The following is a 15,761-nucleotide window of genomic DNA, read 5'->3' on the forward strand; positions in this document are numbered from 1 at the left end:
CGCGATCAGCCTCGATACATCAGAGGCTCTTGGCCATGCGCGGATCGAGCGCATCGCGAAGGCCGTCGCCCAGCAGGTTGACCGCGAGCACGGTGACGGACAGGAATGCCGCCGGGAAGAACACGATATAGGGCTTGACCTGCCACAGCGCGCGGCCCTCGGCCATGATGTTGCCCCAGGACGGAATGGTCGGCGGCGTGCCGGCGCCGATGAAGGACAGGATCGCCTCCGTGATCATCGCGCTGGCGCAGATATAGGTCGCCTGCACCAACATCGGCGCCAGCGTGTTGGGCAGGATATGGCGCAGGATGATCATCGGCGTGCGCGTGCCGCAGGCTACCGCCGCATCGACATAGGGCTGTTCGCGCAACGACAGCACGACGCTGCGGACGAGGCGCGAGACGCGCGGGATCTCGGCAACGGTGATCGCCAGGATGACGTTACCGACGCTGCCGCGCGTCAAGGCCATCAGCGCGATCGCCAGCAGGATCGGCGGGATCGACATCAAGCCGTCCATGAAGCGCATCAGGATGCCATCTGCCCAGCGGATGAAGCCGGCGACGATTCCGATGGCAAGACCCGCCGCGGACGCGAATATCGCAACGGACAGACCGACCGTGAGCGAGACCCGCGCGCCAAACAGCACGCGCGAGTAGATATCGCGGCCGAGCACGTCGGAGCCAAACCAGAAAATAGCCGAGGGCGCGCGGGTCCGCTTGGCTGGTGCGAGCGCGGTCGGATCGACCGTGCCGAGATAGGGCGCAAAGACCGCGATAAGAACTAGCATCAGCAGCAGCGCGCCGCCGATGGCGACCGTCGGATGGCTGCGCAGAAAACCGACGATGCCACGCCGGATCACAACGGGCCGAAGGATTTCGGGCAGTTGAGGCGCGACAACGAGGCCGGCCGGGAGCGCGTGCGGGTTGACGGTCATGTCGGTCAATAGCGGATCCTCGGGTCAACGATCGTATAGGTGACGTCGATCATCAGATTGACCAACACGTAAACAAAGCTGAACAGCAGCACGATGCCCTGGATGACGGGATAGTCGCGGCGCAGGATCGCATCGATCGTCAGCCGCCCAAGGCCCGGGATCGCAAACACGCTTTCAGTCACGACCGCGCCGCCGATCAAAAGCGCGATGCCGATCCCGATCACAGTGACGATCGGCACGGCTGCGTTCTTCAGCGCATGAACGAAGAGGATGCCGCCCTGCCCCAGGCCCTTGGCCCGCGCCGTGCGGATATAGTCCTGCTGCAGCACTTCGAGCATGGTCGCGCGAGTAATGCGCGCGATCAGCGCGATGTAGACGCAGCCGAGCGCGACCGCCGGCAGGATCAGATTTTGCAGCCAGGGCCAGAATCCCTCCGTGAGCGGCGTGTAGCCCTGCACTGGAAGCCATTCGAGCTCCAGCGCGAAGATATAGGCAAGGACATAGCCGACCACGAAGACCGGCAGCGAGAAGCCGAACACGGCGAACGCCATGATGGCGCGGTCGATCAGGCTGCCAGCCTTCCACGCGGCCACGACCCCGAGCGGCACCGCGACCACGATCGTGAGCAGCAGCGTGACCATCATCAGCGACAGCGTCGGCCCGAGGCGCTGGCCGATCATCGTCGAAACCGGCAGGTTGGTGAAGATCGAGGTGCCGAGGTCGCCATGCAGGATACGCCAGACCCAGCTTCCGAACTGGATCAGGAAGGGCCGATCGAGGCCGAGGCTCTGGCGGATGCGCTCCACATCCTCCGGGCTTGCCTGGTCGCCCGCAATCACCACGGCGGGATCACCCGGCGCGATGTAGAGCAGGCTGAACACGAACAGCGCGACGATTGCCATCACTGGCAAGGTCGAGACGATGCGCCGGAGGATGTAGGAGAGCATCTGGCTTCAGCGCGCGGTCATGCGGATTTCGACACGCCCCAGAAGAACGGCAGCGGCCCTTTCGTGATGCCGGAGATGTTCTTGCGCCACGCCGTATAGCTCAGGAAGAATCCGGTCGGGGCGTACACGACATCATCGAGTGCCGCCTTGTTGAGGCGACCGATGGCGGCCTTCTCCTCATCGAGGTTCTTGGCCTCGAACCAGGAAGAGACTTCCTTCTCGGTATTGGGGCTGCTGGGCCAGCCGAACCAGGCCTTGTCACCGTTGGCGCGAATGGCGGTGTAGGGCGCGGGATTGATGCAATCCGCGCCGGCGTGCCAGGTGTGGAACATGTTCCAGCCGCCCTGTCCCGGCGGCGTCTTCGCCGCGCGGCGCGAGCCGACCGTGCCCCAATCGGTGGCGACGAAGTCGACATTCATGCCGAGCTGCTTGAGGAGGTCCGCGGTCACATCGCCCTGCGCCTTGGTGATCGGCTGGTCCTGCGCCACCAGGCACGTCACCGGCTGGCCGGAATAACCGCTCTCGGCGAGCAGCTTCTTGGCCGCATCGAGATCGCGCTTGCCCTTCAGGATCTCGCCGCCCATCTCGGAATAGAGCGGCGTGTCCGGCGTGAAGTAGCCGGGCAGCGGCTTCCACAGCGAATTGTCGTCGCCGACGATGGCGCGCATATAGTCTTCCTGGCTCATCGCCATCAGCACCGCACGCCGCGCCCGCACGTCGTTGAAGGGCGGATACAGGAAGTTCATGCGGAACGAGCCGATATTGCCGAGGGGATCGCCGATATCGACGCTGATGTTCTTGTTCTTCTTCAGGACCGGAACGAGGTCGGCGATCGGGCTCTCCCACCAGTCGACTTCGCCGTTCTGCAGCGCGGCCGCTGCGGTCGCCGCGTCCGGCATCACGATCCATTCAACGCGATCGACCAGGATCTGCTTGCCGCCGGCGAGCCACGACGCTTTCTCTTGCCGCGGCGCATAGTCGGCGAATTTCTCGAACACGGCTTTCGCGCCGGGGACCCACTCGCTCTTGGCGAACTTCATCGGCCCGGAGCCGACATAGTCACCGATCTGCTTGAACGGGTCGGTCTGAGCGATCCGCTCCGGCATGATGAAGGCGCAAGGCGAGTTGTTCTTCGCGAGCGCGTAGAGCAACTTCGGGAAAGGCTGCTTCAGCACCCATTTGAAGGTGCGGTCGTCGACCGCGGTGAGCTCCTGCTGGAGCGCCTTGATCATCAGACCCATCGGATCGCGCGCCGCCCAGCGCGCAAGACTCGCGACGACGTCCTTGCTCAGCACCGGCTCGCCGTCATGGAATTTGAGCCCCGATCGCAGCTTGAACGTCCAGGTCGTGCCATCGTCGGTTACTTCCTCGGATTCGACCATCTGACGTTGCGGTTGAAGCGAGGAATCGATGCCGTAGAGCGTATCCCAGACCAGCGCCGCCGCGTTGCGCACGACATATTGGGTGCCCCAGATTGGATCGAAATTGGCGAGATTGGCCTGTGGCACGAAGCGCAGGGTGCGGGCTGACGCGCCTTGCGCGATCGCAGGCGCCGAGAGGCTCCCCGACAGTGCCAAACCGCCCGCGCCGGCCAGTCCCTTCAATACGGTCCTGCGATCCATGAAATCCTCCCGGTAATGCCGTGATGCCGGCCGTATTGGCCAAGGGCAGGTGAAACAGAGCCCATTTGCGTGCAAATGGTATGCCAGTAACCGCGGGGCCGCCAGCGGGTTCTCATCGCCTTTTGGCCTATCGTTGCGCAGCAGCACGGACGAGACCGCGCCAAGGACACGCGAGGTGCTGGTCCGCGACGATCCTCATCGCGCCAGGTCCGCGATCACAGCAGTTCTGCTCCGAAATTCCGCTCAGGATCCATGTCCGCCACCAGCCGGCCCGTCGGCCTTGCCGCCCCGCCGCCGCTCCGCGCCAGGAATTTGCCGCTGCCGGCGCTGGCGAGGCACTTGTCGCCGTCGACGATCACGCGGCCGCGCGAGAGCACCGACACCGGCCACCCCTTCAGCTTGCGGCCCGCAAACGGCGTGTAGCCGGCAAGATCGTGCATCATCTCGTCCGCAATCGTGGTCTCGCGATTGGGATCCCAGATCGCGATATCGGCATCCGCGCCGACCGCGATCGAGCCCTTGCGCGGATGCAAATTGTAGATTTTTGCGGGTGCCGTCGCGGTCAGCTCGACGAACTTTTCAAGGCCGAGCCGTCCTTTCGACACCATCGCGTCGAACAGCAGCGGCAGCCGCAGCTCCAGTCCCGGCAGGCCGTTCGCGACCTGCTTGAAGTTCGGATTGGGGCCAGCGCGCAGCTTGCCGGTCTCGTCGTAACGATACGGCGCGTGGTCCGATGAGATGGTCTGGAGATCGCCGAGCGAAAGCGCCTGCCACAGCGCCTCCTGGTCCGAATGCGTGCGCGGCGGCGGGCTGCACATCCACTTCGCCCCTTCCGCGCCGGGCTTGTCGAGATCATCAGCCGTGAGGAACAGGTATTGCGGACAGGTCTCGGCAAACACCTTGAGCCCCTGCCCGCGCGAGTCGCGGATGACCTTGGCGCCTTCGGCGGTCGAGACATGGAAGATCATGATGGGCTGATCGATCAGCGCCGCCATGCCGATCAGCCGGGTGAAGGCTTCGGCTTCAGACACACGCGCGTGGCTGACGGCGTGGTATTTCGGCATCGTGTAGCCGCGCGCGAGCAGCCGCTTCACCATCCAGGCGATGATGCCGTGATTTTCGGCATGGGCGCACAACATCGCGCCGGACTGGCGTGCGGCGAGGAGAATGTCGAGCAGCGGCTCGTCGTCGACCTTGAGCCGGTCGTAGGTCATGAAGATCTTGATCGAGGCGTGCCCCTGCCTCACCAGCGCCGGAATGTGCTCCTCGACCGTCTCCCTGGTCGCGTCCGCGATGATCATGTGAAAGGCGTAGTCGATCACGGCGCCTTTCTTCGCAAGCGCGTGATAATCCTCCACCACCTGCGGCAGCTTCATGCCGACGTGCTGGGCCGCGAACGGGATCACCGTGGTCGTACCGCCAAAGGCCGCCGACACGGTCGCGCTTTCAAAAGTGTCGGCATTCATGATGCCGGCCGCGGACAGCTGCTCGATATGCGCATGACTGTCGACACCGCCGGGCAGCACCAGCTTGCCGCGTGCGTCGATCTCGCGCGTGGCGGACGGAAGCCCGCGGCCGATGGCTACGATGGTCTCGCCGGAGATTGCGACATCGGCCTCGAACACATCTGTCGTGGTAGCGACGCGGCCGCCGCGGATGATCAGATCGTAAGTGGGTTCAGTCATGAGGCACTCCATGATAGGCCTGAGCGAAATGATTGCAGGTTTGCAGGAACACCATGGGCATCATTTCTCCGGCGGCGGCACCGCGCCGGTACGGCTGGTGATCAGGCCGTAATGCTCGATGCGGCGGTGCTGTGCAAAGTTGAAGATCGTGGTTTTGCCGAAGGTGGTGGCCTCGAGATCGCAGGGATGGACAAGTAGCTCGTCGCCTTCCGTCTCGGCTTCGGCAACGATCTCGCCGTCGGGATCGACGATCAGACCGCCGCCAAACAACGCATGGCCGTCCTCGACGCCTGCCTTGGCCACCGCGACCACCCAGGTCGCATTCTGATACGCGCCGGCCTGCACGGAGAGGCGGTTGTGAAACAGGCGCTTCTCGACGCCCTCCTCGCTTCGCTCCGCATTCACCGATGGCGTGTTGTAGCCTATCAGCACCATCTCGACACCCTGCAGGCCCATGACGCGATAGGTCTCCGGCCAGCGGCGGTCGTTGCAGATCGCCATACCGATGATGCCGCCCAGCTCGCGCCAGACGTTGAAGCCGAGATCGCCCGGCTCGAAATAGCGCTTCTCCAGATGCTGGTGCGATCGATTGGTGTCGTATTCCGCATGGCCGGGCAAATGGACCTTGCGATATTTGCCGACGATCTTGCCAGACTTGTCGGTGAGGATCGCCGTGTTGAAGTGGCGGCCGTCGGGCGTCAGCTCGGCATAGCCGAAATTCATTGCCATCTGATGCTGCGCGGCACGCTCGAACAGCGGCTTGGTCGCAGCGCTCGGCATCTCGCGTTCGAACCAGCTGTCGAACTCCGCCCGGTCCTCTGCGTACCAGCGTGGGAAGAACGTTGTCAGCGCCAGTTCCGGATAGACGATCAGGTCGGCGCCTTTGGCCTTGGCTTCGTCCATCAGCGCGATCATGCGCTTGACCACGGCCTCGCGGCTGTCGGCCTTCTGGATCGGGCCCATCTGGGCGGCGGCAACATTGACGATACGCATCAGCGAGTTCCTGATTATTTGAAAAATTTCTTGGCGAGGCTGGGGATCGCAGCTTCTGGGGGGCGGCACGCGCAGCATAACGCAGCCTCGCGCCGTTTTTCCAGCCAAGCAGCTTTCATGCCGCCGCCCCCGTTCGGCGGACAAGTCGCTCCATCCGAGCTACAAGCATGCGGAACCTCTCTCTTCGCTTCGGTTTATAGCTGCGCCCCCCTCTCCTCTTCCCCAATCCCCTCCGGAGCTTTGCGAATGACATCAGCCGACCGTCCGGCGACGCGGCTCGCCACGCGCCTCTCGTTCCTGGTCGCCGGCTTCGGCATTGCGTGCTGGGCGCCGCTGGTGCCGTTCGCGAAGCAACGGCTCGCGGTCGATGACGCGGTCCTTGGCTTGCTGCTGCTCAGCCTCGGTATCGGCTCGGTCATCGCGATGCTCGCAACCGGCATCTTGAGCGCACGCCACGGCACCAAGCCGATCATCATCGCGGGCGGAATTGCCCTCGCCCTGGTGTTGCCCCTGCTGGTCATCGCCGGCACGCCCCTGACATTGGCGATTGCCTTGCTCGCATTCGGCGCTGCGCTCGGCTCCATCGATGTCGCCATGAACATCCATGCCGTCGAGGTCGAACGTGCGGCAGGACAACCGCTGATGTCGGGCTTTCATGCGCTCTTCAGCATTGGCGGGTTCGCCGGATCCGCGGTGATGACGGCGCTGTTGTCGTTTCATCTTGGACCGCTCGCGAGCGCATTGATCTGCGCCGTGCTGATGCTGATCGCGATGGCGCTCGCCTGGCCGCGCCTGCTGCGTTCGGCGCAGGCGCAGGAGGGACCGCTGTTCGTGCTGCCGCATGGCATCGTGCTGCTGCTGGCGTTGCTGGCGGCCATCACCTTCCTGATCGAAGGCGCGATGCTCGACTGGGGCGCGTTGCTCGTCATCGGCACGGGCCTCGTCAGCGAGGCCCAGGGCGGGATCGGTTACATCGTGTTCTCGATCGCGATGACCATTGGCCGGCTCGGCGGCGACGCCGTCGTGGCACGCATCGGCGATCGCACAACGCTGGTCGGGGGAAGCCTGCTTGCCGTCGCGGGCCTTGCAGTGTTGTTGCTCGCGCCGAGCAAGGCCGTTGCCATCGCCGGTTTCCTGCTCATCGGTCTCGGCGCCTCGAACCTCGTGCCGGTGCTGTTTCGTGGCGCAGCCATGCAGACCGCGATGCCCACGGGGCTCGCGGTGGCGTCGATCACCACCGCCGGATATGCCGGCGTTCTGGTTGGCCCCGCCGGCATCGGCTTTATCGCCCACGCCACCGGGCTGCCGATGGCATTCTGGATGCTCGCCGCGCTGATGTGCCTCGTCACGCTGTCCGCGCGCGCCGTGACCACAAAATAGCAAAGCGCGCCACGGCATCATCTTCCCGTCACACCAGGCTCGACTTGCCGCTCGCCCGCGCCCTTATCGCCGACGATCCTGCCCTGCTCGTACACGACCCGGCCCCGCGCGATTGTGGTGACAGGCCAGCCGGTGACGTCAAAGCCTTCCCAGGGCGTGTAGTCGGAGCCGTGGTGCAGATCGACCTGCCGGATCGGCTTCTTGAGCTTCGGGTCCCATAGCACGATATCGGCGTCGAAGCCGATTCCGATCGAGCCCTTGCGCGGATAGAGCCCGTAGATGCGGGCGTGGTTGGTCGCGGTCAGCTCGACAAACTTCTGCAGCGTGATCCTCCCCTTCGAGACGCCCTCGGAGAACAGGATCGGCAGTCGCGTCTCGATGCCGGGGATGCCATTCGGCACCCAGCGGAACGAGGTGCGGGCATTCGGCGTCAGCTTGCCCTTGGGATCGTCGTAGCGGAACGGGCAGTGGTCGGACGAGAAGGTCTGAAACACCCCGGTGGTGATGCCTTCCCAGATCGCCTGCTGGCTCTCGGCATCGCGCGGCGGCGGCGAGCAGACATATTTGGCTCCTGAGATGTCCATGTTCAGGCCCTTCATGTCGTCGGCCGTGAGCGTAATGTATTGCGGGCAGGTTTCGGCATGCACCGGCAGGCCGCGCTGCTGGGCCCACCGTATCTGCTCCATCGCCTCGCGCCCGGAGACGTGGACGATCATGATGGGGACGCCGATCACCTCGGCATGGCTGATGGCGCGATGCGTCGCCTCGCGTTCGACGGCCTGAGGCCGCGAGCTGCCATGATAATAAGGCGCGATGTGGCCCTCGCGTTCGAGCTTCGTGGTGAGGAAGCGGATGGCGTCATAGCCCTCGCAATGGACCATCACCAGCGCCTCCTCGCGGCGTGCGACATCGAAGACCTCGAGCAGCTGCTTGTCGCTGAGCACGAGGTCGTCATAGGTCATGAACACCTTGAACGAGGTATAACCGTCCTTGACCAGCGCCGGCAGTTCCTGGCCGAGCACGACCGCGGTCGGATCGGAGATGATGAGGTGGAAGGCGGTGTCGATGTAGCACTCGCCCTCCGCGAGATTACGGTAGTTCTCCACGCAGGTCCGTAGCGACGTCCCCTTCTCCTGGAGCGCGAAGGGCAGCACCATGGTGTTCCCGCCGGCTGCGGCTGCGCGCGTCGCCGAGGCGAAATCGTCGGCCATCACGACGTCGGGGCCCTGGGCTTGAGAGATGTGGACGTGGCTGTCGATCCCGCCCGGCAGCGCCAGCAGCCCCGACGCGTCGATCTCGCGTGCCGCACCTTCAATGCTGTCGGCGATGGCGACGATCTGGCCGTCGCGAATGCCGACATCGGCGCGAAACTCGTCGCTGGCCGTCACGATGGTGCCGCCGCGAATGGCGAGATCGAGCTGCGTCACTTGACCTTGAAGCACTTGCGTCTCCGTCACTTGATGATCGGCATTGTCTGGAATATCCGCCCCCACGACATAAGGGTCGCGATGTCGCCGCCGGCGAGGCTGAGGCTTCGCCACAGCGTGACTGCAACGGAGTCAAGCACAACGATATTCAGCTCCTGCTCGAGCGAGGCCGCAAGCGCGGCACCGTCGAGATTGGTGCAGAGGATGACGACGGCGTCGGCGCCCTCCGCCGCCACCACGCGGATCATGTTGGCGATCACCGCGGACGCGACCTCGCCAAAGGCGAAGTTATCGCGTAAGCCGAGGTGACGCTCGGCGTGTGGCGCGATGCCCTCCTCGGCCCAGACCTCGCCAATCCGCCGCTGCACGTCATCGCTATAGGGTGAGACCAGGCCGATACGTTTGGCTCGAAGTGCGCGGACGGCATCGATGCAGGCCAGCGTCGAGGTCGTTGCCGGCACGCCGGTGCGCGCCGTGATCGCGTCGCAAAGGCCCCTGTCGCGGCCGATGCCGAGCCAGCTCGCCGACGTACCGTTCCAGGCGATGGCGTCGACCTTGGCATCGGCCAGCAGGTCAGCGGCCGGCAGCATCACCGATGCATCGAACTGGCTCAGCGCTGCCACGTCGAGCGCGATCTCGGTGACGCGGAAACGGGAGAAATGGGCGGTAACGCCGTCGATGCCCTGCAGCATGACGCTGGTGACGGGCTCCAGTACCGAATTGGAGGACGGCGTGATCATGCCGAGACGCTTGCGCAGGACTGACATCGATCACGGACGCTCCATTGCGAAGGCGCGATTGCGCCCCTCGAAAGATCATCCTTGCCGGCATCGCGCTGCGCAAGCCGCAATCTGCATGCTGCATACAATTTATTCGATATGCAATTGTTTTGAGCCACATACGTCGCCAATTTGGGCACCGCATTTGGTGGGGAGTGGATAGGGTCATGCGCAGGCAGGAAGCCCGCGTGCAGCAGAAATCCGAACCAAGCCCCGGACGAAAATCGCCCAAGCTCAAGAGGACGGGCTTGCATGAGCGCGCCGCCACGCGGATGCGGACGATGATCATTCGCGGCGAGCTGCCGCCGGGATCGCAGACCCAGGAGACAAAGCTGTCGAAAGAGCTGGGCGTATCGCGCACCCCTTTGCGCGAGGCGATGAAGGTGCTCGCCGCCGAAGGATTGATCGAGCTCCGTCCCAACCGCAGCCCGCGCATCGCCGATATCGCGGTCGACGGCATCTCGGAATTGTTCGAGGCGCTGGCCGGCATCGAGCGACTTGCCGCAGAGCTCGCCGCGGAGCGTGCCACCGAGCGCGACCTTGCCCGCTTGCGCACGCTTCAGACCCGGATGGAGGGTCATCACCGTAACGGCAAGCTCGACGACTACTTCGCCATCAACGGCGAGATCCACAACACCATCGTCCGTATGGCCCGCAACAAGCCGCTGCGCGAGGCGCATGTGATGCTGATCTCCCGCGCCGAGCGCGCGCGCTACCTCGCACTCGGTGCCGACCGCCGCTGGAGCAATTCGGTCGAGGAGCACGCCGCTATCCTTGCGGCGCTCGAGGCGCGCAACGGCGAGGCCGCCGGCCGCCTGCTCGGCGCTCATGTCGCACGCACCGGGACGGCGCTGCTCGAAGTCCTCGCCAAATCCCAACCCAGGCGGACGGCGTCGCAATCATGAAGCTTCTGCTGCTCAACCCGAACACCAGCATCGAGGTCACCCGGCTGATGGCGGGCGTCGGACAGCGCGCGGCATCCCCCGGCACCGAGCTGATCCCCTGCACCGCGACGCGCGGTGTGCCCTATATCTCGACGCGCACCGAGGCCCAGATCGGCGGCGCCATCGCGCTGGAGATGCTGGCCGAGCAGCAGCGGAACGTCGACGCCGCAATTATCGCGGCTTTCGGTGACCCCGGCCTGTTCGCCGCACGCGAGACCTTTGACATTCCCGTGGTCGGCATGGCGGAAGCAGCGATGCTCACGGCCTGCATGGCCGGACGCCGCTTTGCCATCGTCACTTTCGCACGGGCCTTGGGGCCCTGGTACGAGGAATGCGTCCGCGCCCACGGGCTGTGGGAGCGCTGCGCCGGTATCCGAATGCTCGATACGCCGTTTCAAGCGATCTCGGAGGTCGGCACCGAAAAGGAGGATGTGCTCGTCGATCTCGCCCAACGCGCGATCGACGAGAACGAGGCCGACGTCCTGATCTTTGCGGGCGCCCCGCTTTCGGGGCTTGCCGAGCGCGTCGCCCACCGCGTCCCGGTTCCTGTGGTTGATCAAGTGGTCGCCTCAGTGAAGCAGGCCGAGGCGCTGGTTGCGCTGCGCCTGCGCAAGGCTACGGCAGGGACGTTCCGAAGGCCCGCTGCCAAGCCAACCATTGGCCTTGCCGAGGTGCTCGCCGCCCGGCTCGAGCATCGCGACAATGAATGAGAAGGGTCTGACGATGCGAGAGGTACGATCGGTCTTCAATCGCACGGCTGGCGGCAGACTGGGGCACGAGACTTGCTTTCTTTCCGGGGAGAACGGGAGGCAACACCATGGCTGATACGCCAGGCGGGCGATCGCTCGTCGTCGACGCGGTAACCCATCGCTATCACAGCGGCGCGCTTGCCGTCGAGAACATCAATCTCGACATCAAGGGCGGCGAGATCATCGCACTTCTCGGGCCCTCCGGCTGCGGCAAGACGACACTGCTGCGCATCATCGCCGGCTTCATTGCACAGACCCAGGGGCGGATCATCATCGGCGATCACATCGTCGATGCGCTGCCGCCCAACCGCCGCGCCGTCGGCATCGTGTTCCAGAACTACGCGCTGTTTCCGCACCTCTCGATCAGCGAAAATGTCGGCTATGGCCTCGCCGCCCGCGGCGTCGACAAGGCGTCGCGCCAGCGTGAGGCGCAGCGGCTGCTCGAACTCGTGCAGTTACCCGCAATGGCGGAGCGGCTACCCCGGCAACTCTCCGGTGGCCAACAGCAGCGTGTCGCGCTCGCCCGTGCGCTCGCGATCAAGCCGTCGACCCTGCTGCTCGACGAGCCCTTTGCCGCGCTCGACAAGAATCTGCGGCTCGACATGCAGATCGAGGTCAAGCGGTTGCAGCGCGTCTCCGGCATCACGACGCTGATCGTGACGCATGACCAGGAAGAGGCACTATCGATGGCCGACCGTGTCGCCGTGCTGAGCCATGGCAAGCTCGAGCAGTTCGGATCGCCGTCGGACGTCTATGACCGTCCGCAGACCTTGTTCGTCAACACCTTTGTCGGCTCCAGCAACCGCATGCCGGGCGTCGTGGTATCCGCGGACCGCACGGCTGCAAAGGTGCGGCTCGATGCCGGCGCGGAGATCATCGCGCGGCCGGCCGGCGGCACTCTCACCGAGGGCGGCCGCGTCACCGTGTGCATCCGCCCCGAGCATCTGCAATTCGTCGGCGACGAGACGGGCTTTGCCGGCGTGGTCGGCATGTCGCTGCCGCTGGGGGCCACCGTCGTGCACGAAGTGACGACCGCCGACGGCTCCGGCGTCAAGATTTCCCAGGCGCGCATCGGTGAGACGCGCGCGCTGGAAAGCGGTGCCGCGGTGCGCCTTGCACCGCTCGCCCCGTCGCTCGCCAACGCCTTTCCTGCAACGCTTTAGATCCAGTCATAGTCCACAGGGAGTTCGACATGATCCTCAACCGCCGAAGCCTGATGACCACCGCACTCACCCTCGGCGCCATGAAGGCGTTTCCCGAGCTGAGCTACGCCCAGGCCCGCCCACTGGTGTTTGCGACCTTCACCGGAAGCTGGGAGGAAGCGCACAAGGCCGTGCTGGTGCCGGCGTTCCGCAAAGCCAATGCGGACGCGGCGATCGTGCTCGATCCGATGCTGTCGGTCGACCAGATCGCGAAGATCAATGCCGCCAAGGCCAATCCGCCGATCGACGTGATGCTGCACGATCCCGGTCCGGCGCTTGTCGCGATTGGCCAGGATCTCGCAGAATCCTATCCGGTCGAGAAGAGCGCCTATTTCAAGGACCTGATCTCGGAAGCGCAGGAGCCGATGGGCCCCGCCCCATTCTTCCAGGTCGTCGGCCTCACCTACAATCCGGAGGCTATCAAGACGCCGCCGACCTCCTGGGCCGATCTGTGGAAGCCGGAATTCAAGGGCCGCGTCGGCATCACCAACCTAAATTCGACGCTCGGCACCGGCTGGCTGGTCGAAATCGCCAAGATGCGCGGCGGCTCGGAGGCCAATGTCGATCCCGCCTTCAAGGCGCTCGAAGAGCTGAAGCCCAATCTGGCCGCGGTCGCCGCCAATCCCGGCGCGCTCGCCACCCTGTTCCAGCAGGGCCAGATCGACATCTCACCCGGCAATTTCAACGCCATCCAGATCCTGAAAGCCCGCGGCGTGCCGGTCGAGTTCGTGGCGCCGAAGGAAGGCGCGATCGCCTTCAAGACCACGATCCATATCGTCAAGAACTCGCCCAACCGCGAGCTCGCCTTCAAGCTGATCGAGGCATCGCTGAGCCCGGAGGTGCAGACCACGCTGATGAACTCGCCCTATCTGATCGTGCCGACCAATTCCAAGGTGGCGATGGGCGGCGAGATCGCGCGTGTGCTCGCCAAGGACACGGCCGAGCTGAAGCAGAAATTCGTGTTCCAGGACTGGAAGAAGATCAATGAGCAGCGCTCAGCCTGGATCGAGCGCTTCAACCGCGAGATCAAGATCTAGCACCATGGGCACAGCACCGGCATCACGGGACGTGACGTCCTACGGAATGGGATTGGCAGCGCCGCTGGCGCTGTTCTTCCTGGTCTTCTTCGTGGCGCCGCTGCTGCAACTGCTCTGGCTCTCGCTGCACAACGACACGGCCGGGCTCCATTGGGGGCTCGGCCAGTATCTCCACTTCCTGACCGATCCCTTCAGCCTCAGCGTGCTCGGCTCGACGCTGCTGCTGGGTGCCGAGGTGACTGCTGTCTGCCTCGTGCTCGGTTTTCCGATCGCCTGGCTTTACCAACGGGTCGGGCCACGGCTGCAGACAATCATCATCCTGATCGTGCTGCTGCCGCTCCTGACCAGCGTCGTGGTCCGCACCTTCGCCTGGATCGTCATCCTGGGCCGCCAGGGCATCATCAATGCGACGCTGCAATCGCTCGGCATCGTCGATACGCCCTTAAAACTGCTCTACACCCAGTTCGGCGTGGTGATCGCGCTGGCGCAGGTGCAGATGCCACTGATGACACTGCCGCTGATCACCGCACTCGGCAGGATCGATCCCAATCTCGACGACGCCTCCTGCTCGCTCGGCGCCGGGAGCTGGCGCACCTTTTTCAGGATCGTGCTGCCGCTGTCGCTGCCCGGCGTGATCGCCGGATGCACGCTGACCTATGCCGCTGCGATCACCGCCTTCATCACGCAGTCGCTGATCGGCGGCGGGCAGATGCTGTTCATGCCGATGTATCTCTATCAGCAGGCGTCCACGCTGCAGAACTGGCCGTTTGCGTCCGCGATCTCGATCATCTTCCTGCTCGCCGTGCTCGCAGTCGTCTCCGTCTTCACCACGCTCGGCCGCATGTCGCGCGGCTATGGAGGGGCGTGATGAGCGGACGCAAACGGACTCTTGAAGCGATCAGCTTCGAATTTGTCATGACTGTCATCGCGATCATCGCGTTGGTCATCATCATTGCACCATCGCTGGTGGTCCTGATCGTCTCCTTCACCAGCGGCTTCTCGCTGCGGTTCCCACCGCCGGGTTATTCGTTGCGCTGGTACGCCGAACTGTGGAACGCCTGGCAGCTCCATTTCGCGGCGAAGAACAGCCTGATCGTGGCGCTGTGGGCAACGGGCCTGTCGATCGTGCTTGGCGTTGCCGCGGCACTTGCGATCTCGCGGTCGCAAACGCTATCGGCGCGGCTGCTCGATTCCCTGTTCATGTCGCCGCTGGTGCTGCCGGCGCTGGCATTCGGTCTCGCTGCGCTGATGCTGTTCTCGCTCGTCGGCTTGCCGGTGTCGCCGCTGACGCTGGTGATCGGCCACACCGTGGTCTGCGTGCCCTATGTCGTGCGCAATACGGTCGCGGCTCTTGCCCAGCTCGAGCCGACGCTCCTGGAGAGCTCGGCAGTGCTGGGCGCGAGCCGCCTCTATACGTTCCGGCGCATCGTGCTGCCGCTGATCCGGCCGGGCATCATTGCCGGGGCCTTCATCGCCTTCATGTCGTCCTTCGACAACGTGCCGGTCTCGCTGTTCCTGCGCGATGCCGCAACCGACATGCTGCCGATCCGGATGTGGCAGGATCTCGAGGGCAAGCTCGATGTCACCATCGCAGCACTTTCGAGCGTGCTGATCATTGCCACAGTCCTGCTGGTTGCTGTCATGGAGCGCGTCACCGGCCTGTCGCGGCGCTTGGCGAACTGATCAGGCGCCGCGGAACAGCGAATATCCCCAGCGCGTAAACTTCAGCGGCAGATGAAAATGGTCGTCGACATTGTGGATGCGGAAGCGGAACGGCGTCACGGTCAGGAAGCCGTCGCTGTCCGCGAAGAACTCGCCGAAATGAAACAGCACCTCGTACTCGCCGGCCGTGACGCCTTCGCCGCGCGTAACTGGATGATCGAGCACGCCGTTGGCGCCGAGCCGCCCGTCGGCGATCCGCGACGAATCCGGATCAATCCGCCAGATCTCGACGCGCAACCCCCGCGCGGGACATCCGCTCGCTACATCGACCGCGTGAATGGAAATGCCGCCTGCCACAATGTTCCTCCCGTGAGCGCGCCGCCATGGTAGACGGAAACAC

At 64.6% G+C, this 15,761-nt stretch carries 15 protein-coding genes; 7 read left to right on the forward strand and 8 right to left on the reverse strand.

Annotated features, from left to right (window positions below):
* Positions 1 to 19 precede the first annotated feature (19 nt).
* From FXB38_RS34900 to FXB38_RS34920, 5 genes are all read right to left on the reverse strand, one after another.
* Positions 20 to 943 carry an ABC transporter permease gene (locus FXB38_RS34900; protein ID WP_148755480.1) on the reverse strand — a complete coding sequence of 308 codons (924 nt, stop codon included), beginning with the start codon at positions 941 to 943 and terminating at the stop codon, positions 20 to 22.
* Positions 940 to 1,881: an ABC transporter permease gene (locus FXB38_RS34905; RefSeq protein WP_148755481.1), complete on the reverse strand. Its 942-nt coding sequence runs from the start codon at positions 1,879 to 1,881 to the stop codon at positions 940 to 942. Before FXB38_RS34905 ends, FXB38_RS34900 begins: the two co-directional genes overlap by 4 nt.
* Positions 1,882 to 1,898: 17 nt before the next feature.
* Positions 1,899 to 3,503 (reverse strand): ABC transporter substrate-binding protein, encoded by a 1,605-nt coding sequence (locus FXB38_RS34910; RefSeq protein WP_148755482.1) that lies wholly within the window; start codon positions 3,501 to 3,503, stop codon positions 1,899 to 1,901.
* A 215-nt stretch (positions 3,504 to 3,718) separates the two neighbouring features.
* Complete coding sequence (gene hydA, locus FXB38_RS34915) at positions 3,719 to 5,188, reverse strand: dihydropyrimidinase (RefSeq protein WP_148755483.1); 1,470 nt, start codon at positions 5,186 to 5,188, stop codon at positions 3,719 to 3,721.
* A 60-nt stretch (positions 5,189 to 5,248) separates the two neighbouring features.
* Positions 5,249 to 6,181: an N-carbamoyl-D-amino-acid hydrolase gene (locus tag FXB38_RS34920; protein WP_148755484.1), complete on the reverse strand. Its 933-nt coding sequence runs from the start codon at positions 6,179 to 6,181 to the stop codon at positions 5,249 to 5,251.
* Between the two features lie 246 nt (positions 6,182 to 6,427).
* Between FXB38_RS34920 and FXB38_RS34925 the strand changes: the two genes are divergently transcribed.
* Positions 6,428 to 7,561 carry an MFS transporter gene (locus tag FXB38_RS34925; protein ID WP_187435350.1) on the forward strand — a complete coding sequence of 378 codons (1,134 nt, stop codon included), beginning with the start codon at positions 6,428 to 6,430 and terminating at the stop codon, positions 7,559 to 7,561.
* Positions 7,562 to 7,578: 17 nt separating this feature from the next.
* On the opposite strand, the gene hydA (FXB38_RS34930) is transcribed toward FXB38_RS34925, so the two are convergent.
* Together hydA (FXB38_RS34930) and FXB38_RS34935 are read right to left on the reverse strand one after the other, a co-directional pair.
* Positions 7,579 to 8,988: a dihydropyrimidinase gene (hydA, locus tag FXB38_RS34930; protein WP_148755544.1), complete on the reverse strand. Its 1,410-nt coding sequence runs from the start codon at positions 8,986 to 8,988 to the stop codon at positions 7,579 to 7,581.
* Between the two features lie 26 nt (positions 8,989 to 9,014).
* Positions 9,015 to 9,755 carry a maleate cis-trans isomerase family protein gene (locus FXB38_RS34935; protein ID WP_148755486.1) on the reverse strand — a complete coding sequence of 247 codons (741 nt, stop codon included), beginning with the start codon at positions 9,753 to 9,755 and terminating at the stop codon, positions 9,015 to 9,017.
* A 179-nt stretch (positions 9,756 to 9,934) separates the two neighbouring features.
* On the opposite strand from FXB38_RS34935, the gene FXB38_RS34940 reads away from it, so the two are divergent.
* From FXB38_RS34940 to FXB38_RS34965, 6 genes are all read left to right on the forward strand, one after another.
* Positions 9,935 to 10,672 (forward strand): GntR family transcriptional regulator, encoded by a 738-nt coding sequence (locus FXB38_RS34940; RefSeq protein WP_148755487.1) that lies wholly within the window; start codon positions 9,935 to 9,937, stop codon positions 10,670 to 10,672.
* Positions 10,669 to 11,421: an aspartate/glutamate racemase family protein gene (locus FXB38_RS34945; protein ID WP_148755488.1), complete on the forward strand. Its 753-nt coding sequence runs from the start codon at positions 10,669 to 10,671 to the stop codon at positions 11,419 to 11,421. The genes FXB38_RS34940 and FXB38_RS34945 overlap by 4 nt, the downstream gene beginning before the upstream one ends.
* A gap of 107 nt (positions 11,422 to 11,528) precedes the next feature.
* The gene (locus FXB38_RS34950) at positions 11,529 to 12,623 is read left to right on the forward strand and encodes an ABC transporter ATP-binding protein (protein WP_148755489.1); all 1,095 of its coding nucleotides are present in this window, start codon (positions 11,529 to 11,531) and stop codon (positions 12,621 to 12,623) included.
* Positions 12,624 to 12,652: 29 nt separating this feature from the next.
* On the forward strand, positions 12,653 to 13,699 hold the full coding sequence (locus FXB38_RS34955) for an ABC transporter substrate-binding protein (RefSeq protein WP_148755490.1): 1,047 nt from the start codon (positions 12,653 to 12,655) through the stop codon (positions 13,697 to 13,699).
* 4 nt (positions 13,700 to 13,703) lie between these two features.
* Complete coding sequence (locus tag FXB38_RS34960) at positions 13,704 to 14,567, forward strand: ABC transporter permease (RefSeq protein WP_148755491.1); 864 nt, start codon at positions 13,704 to 13,706, stop codon at positions 14,565 to 14,567.
* Positions 14,567 to 15,382, forward strand: a complete 816-nt coding sequence (locus FXB38_RS34965) for an ABC transporter permease (protein WP_187435351.1) — start codon at positions 14,567 to 14,569, stop codon at positions 15,380 to 15,382. The genes FXB38_RS34960 and FXB38_RS34965 overlap by 1 nt, the downstream gene beginning before the upstream one ends.
* On the opposite strand, the gene FXB38_RS34970 is transcribed toward FXB38_RS34965, so the two are convergent.
* Entirely contained in the window at positions 15,383 to 15,718 is a 336-nt protein-coding gene (locus FXB38_RS34970; protein WP_187435352.1) for a hydroxyisourate hydrolase, read from the reverse strand.
* Positions 15,719 to 15,761: the final 43 nt, after the last annotated feature.

It is taken from the genome of Bradyrhizobium cytisi, from assembly GCF_008123515.1.
Taxonomy (GTDB): domain Bacteria; phylum Pseudomonadota; class Alphaproteobacteria; order Rhizobiales; family Xanthobacteraceae; genus Bradyrhizobium; species Bradyrhizobium cytisi.

Excerpts from the sequence above, each read along its gene's own strand:
- FXB38_RS34905 (WP_148755481.1), bottom strand. The coding sequence starts at position 1,881 with ATGCTCTCCTACATCCTCCGGCGCATCGTCTCGACCTTGCCAGTGATG.
- FXB38_RS34910 (WP_148755482.1), bottom strand. The coding sequence starts at position 3,503 with ATGGATCGCAGGACCGTATTGAAGGGACTGGCCGGCGCGGGCGGTTTG.
- hydA (WP_148755483.1), bottom strand. The coding sequence starts at position 5,188 with ATGACTGAACCCACTTACGATCTGATCATCCGCGGCGGCCGCGTCGCT.
- FXB38_RS34920 (WP_148755484.1), bottom strand. The coding sequence starts at position 6,181 with ATGCGTATCGTCAATGTTGCCGCCGCCCAGATGGGCCCGATCCAGAAG.
- FXB38_RS34925 (WP_187435350.1), top strand. The coding sequence starts at position 6,428 with ATGACATCAGCCGACCGTCCGGCGACGCGGCTCGCCACGCGCCTCTCG.
- FXB38_RS34935 (WP_148755486.1), bottom strand. The coding sequence starts at position 9,755 with ATGTCAGTCCTGCGCAAGCGTCTCGGCATGATCACGCCGTCCTCCAAT.
- FXB38_RS34940 (WP_148755487.1), top strand. The coding sequence starts at position 9,935 with ATGCGCAGGCAGGAAGCCCGCGTGCAGCAGAAATCCGAACCAAGCCCC.
- FXB38_RS34945 (WP_148755488.1), top strand. The coding sequence starts at position 10,669 with ATGAAGCTTCTGCTGCTCAACCCGAACACCAGCATCGAGGTCACCCGG.
- FXB38_RS34950 (WP_148755489.1), top strand. The coding sequence starts at position 11,529 with ATGGCTGATACGCCAGGCGGGCGATCGCTCGTCGTCGACGCGGTAACC.
- FXB38_RS34955 (WP_148755490.1), top strand. The coding sequence starts at position 12,653 with ATGATCCTCAACCGCCGAAGCCTGATGACCACCGCACTCACCCTCGGC.
- FXB38_RS34960 (WP_148755491.1), top strand. The coding sequence starts at position 13,704 with ATGGGCACAGCACCGGCATCACGGGACGTGACGTCCTACGGAATGGGA.
- FXB38_RS34965 (WP_187435351.1), top strand. The coding sequence starts at position 14,567 with ATGAGCGGACGCAAACGGACTCTTGAAGCGATCAGCTTCGAATTTGTC.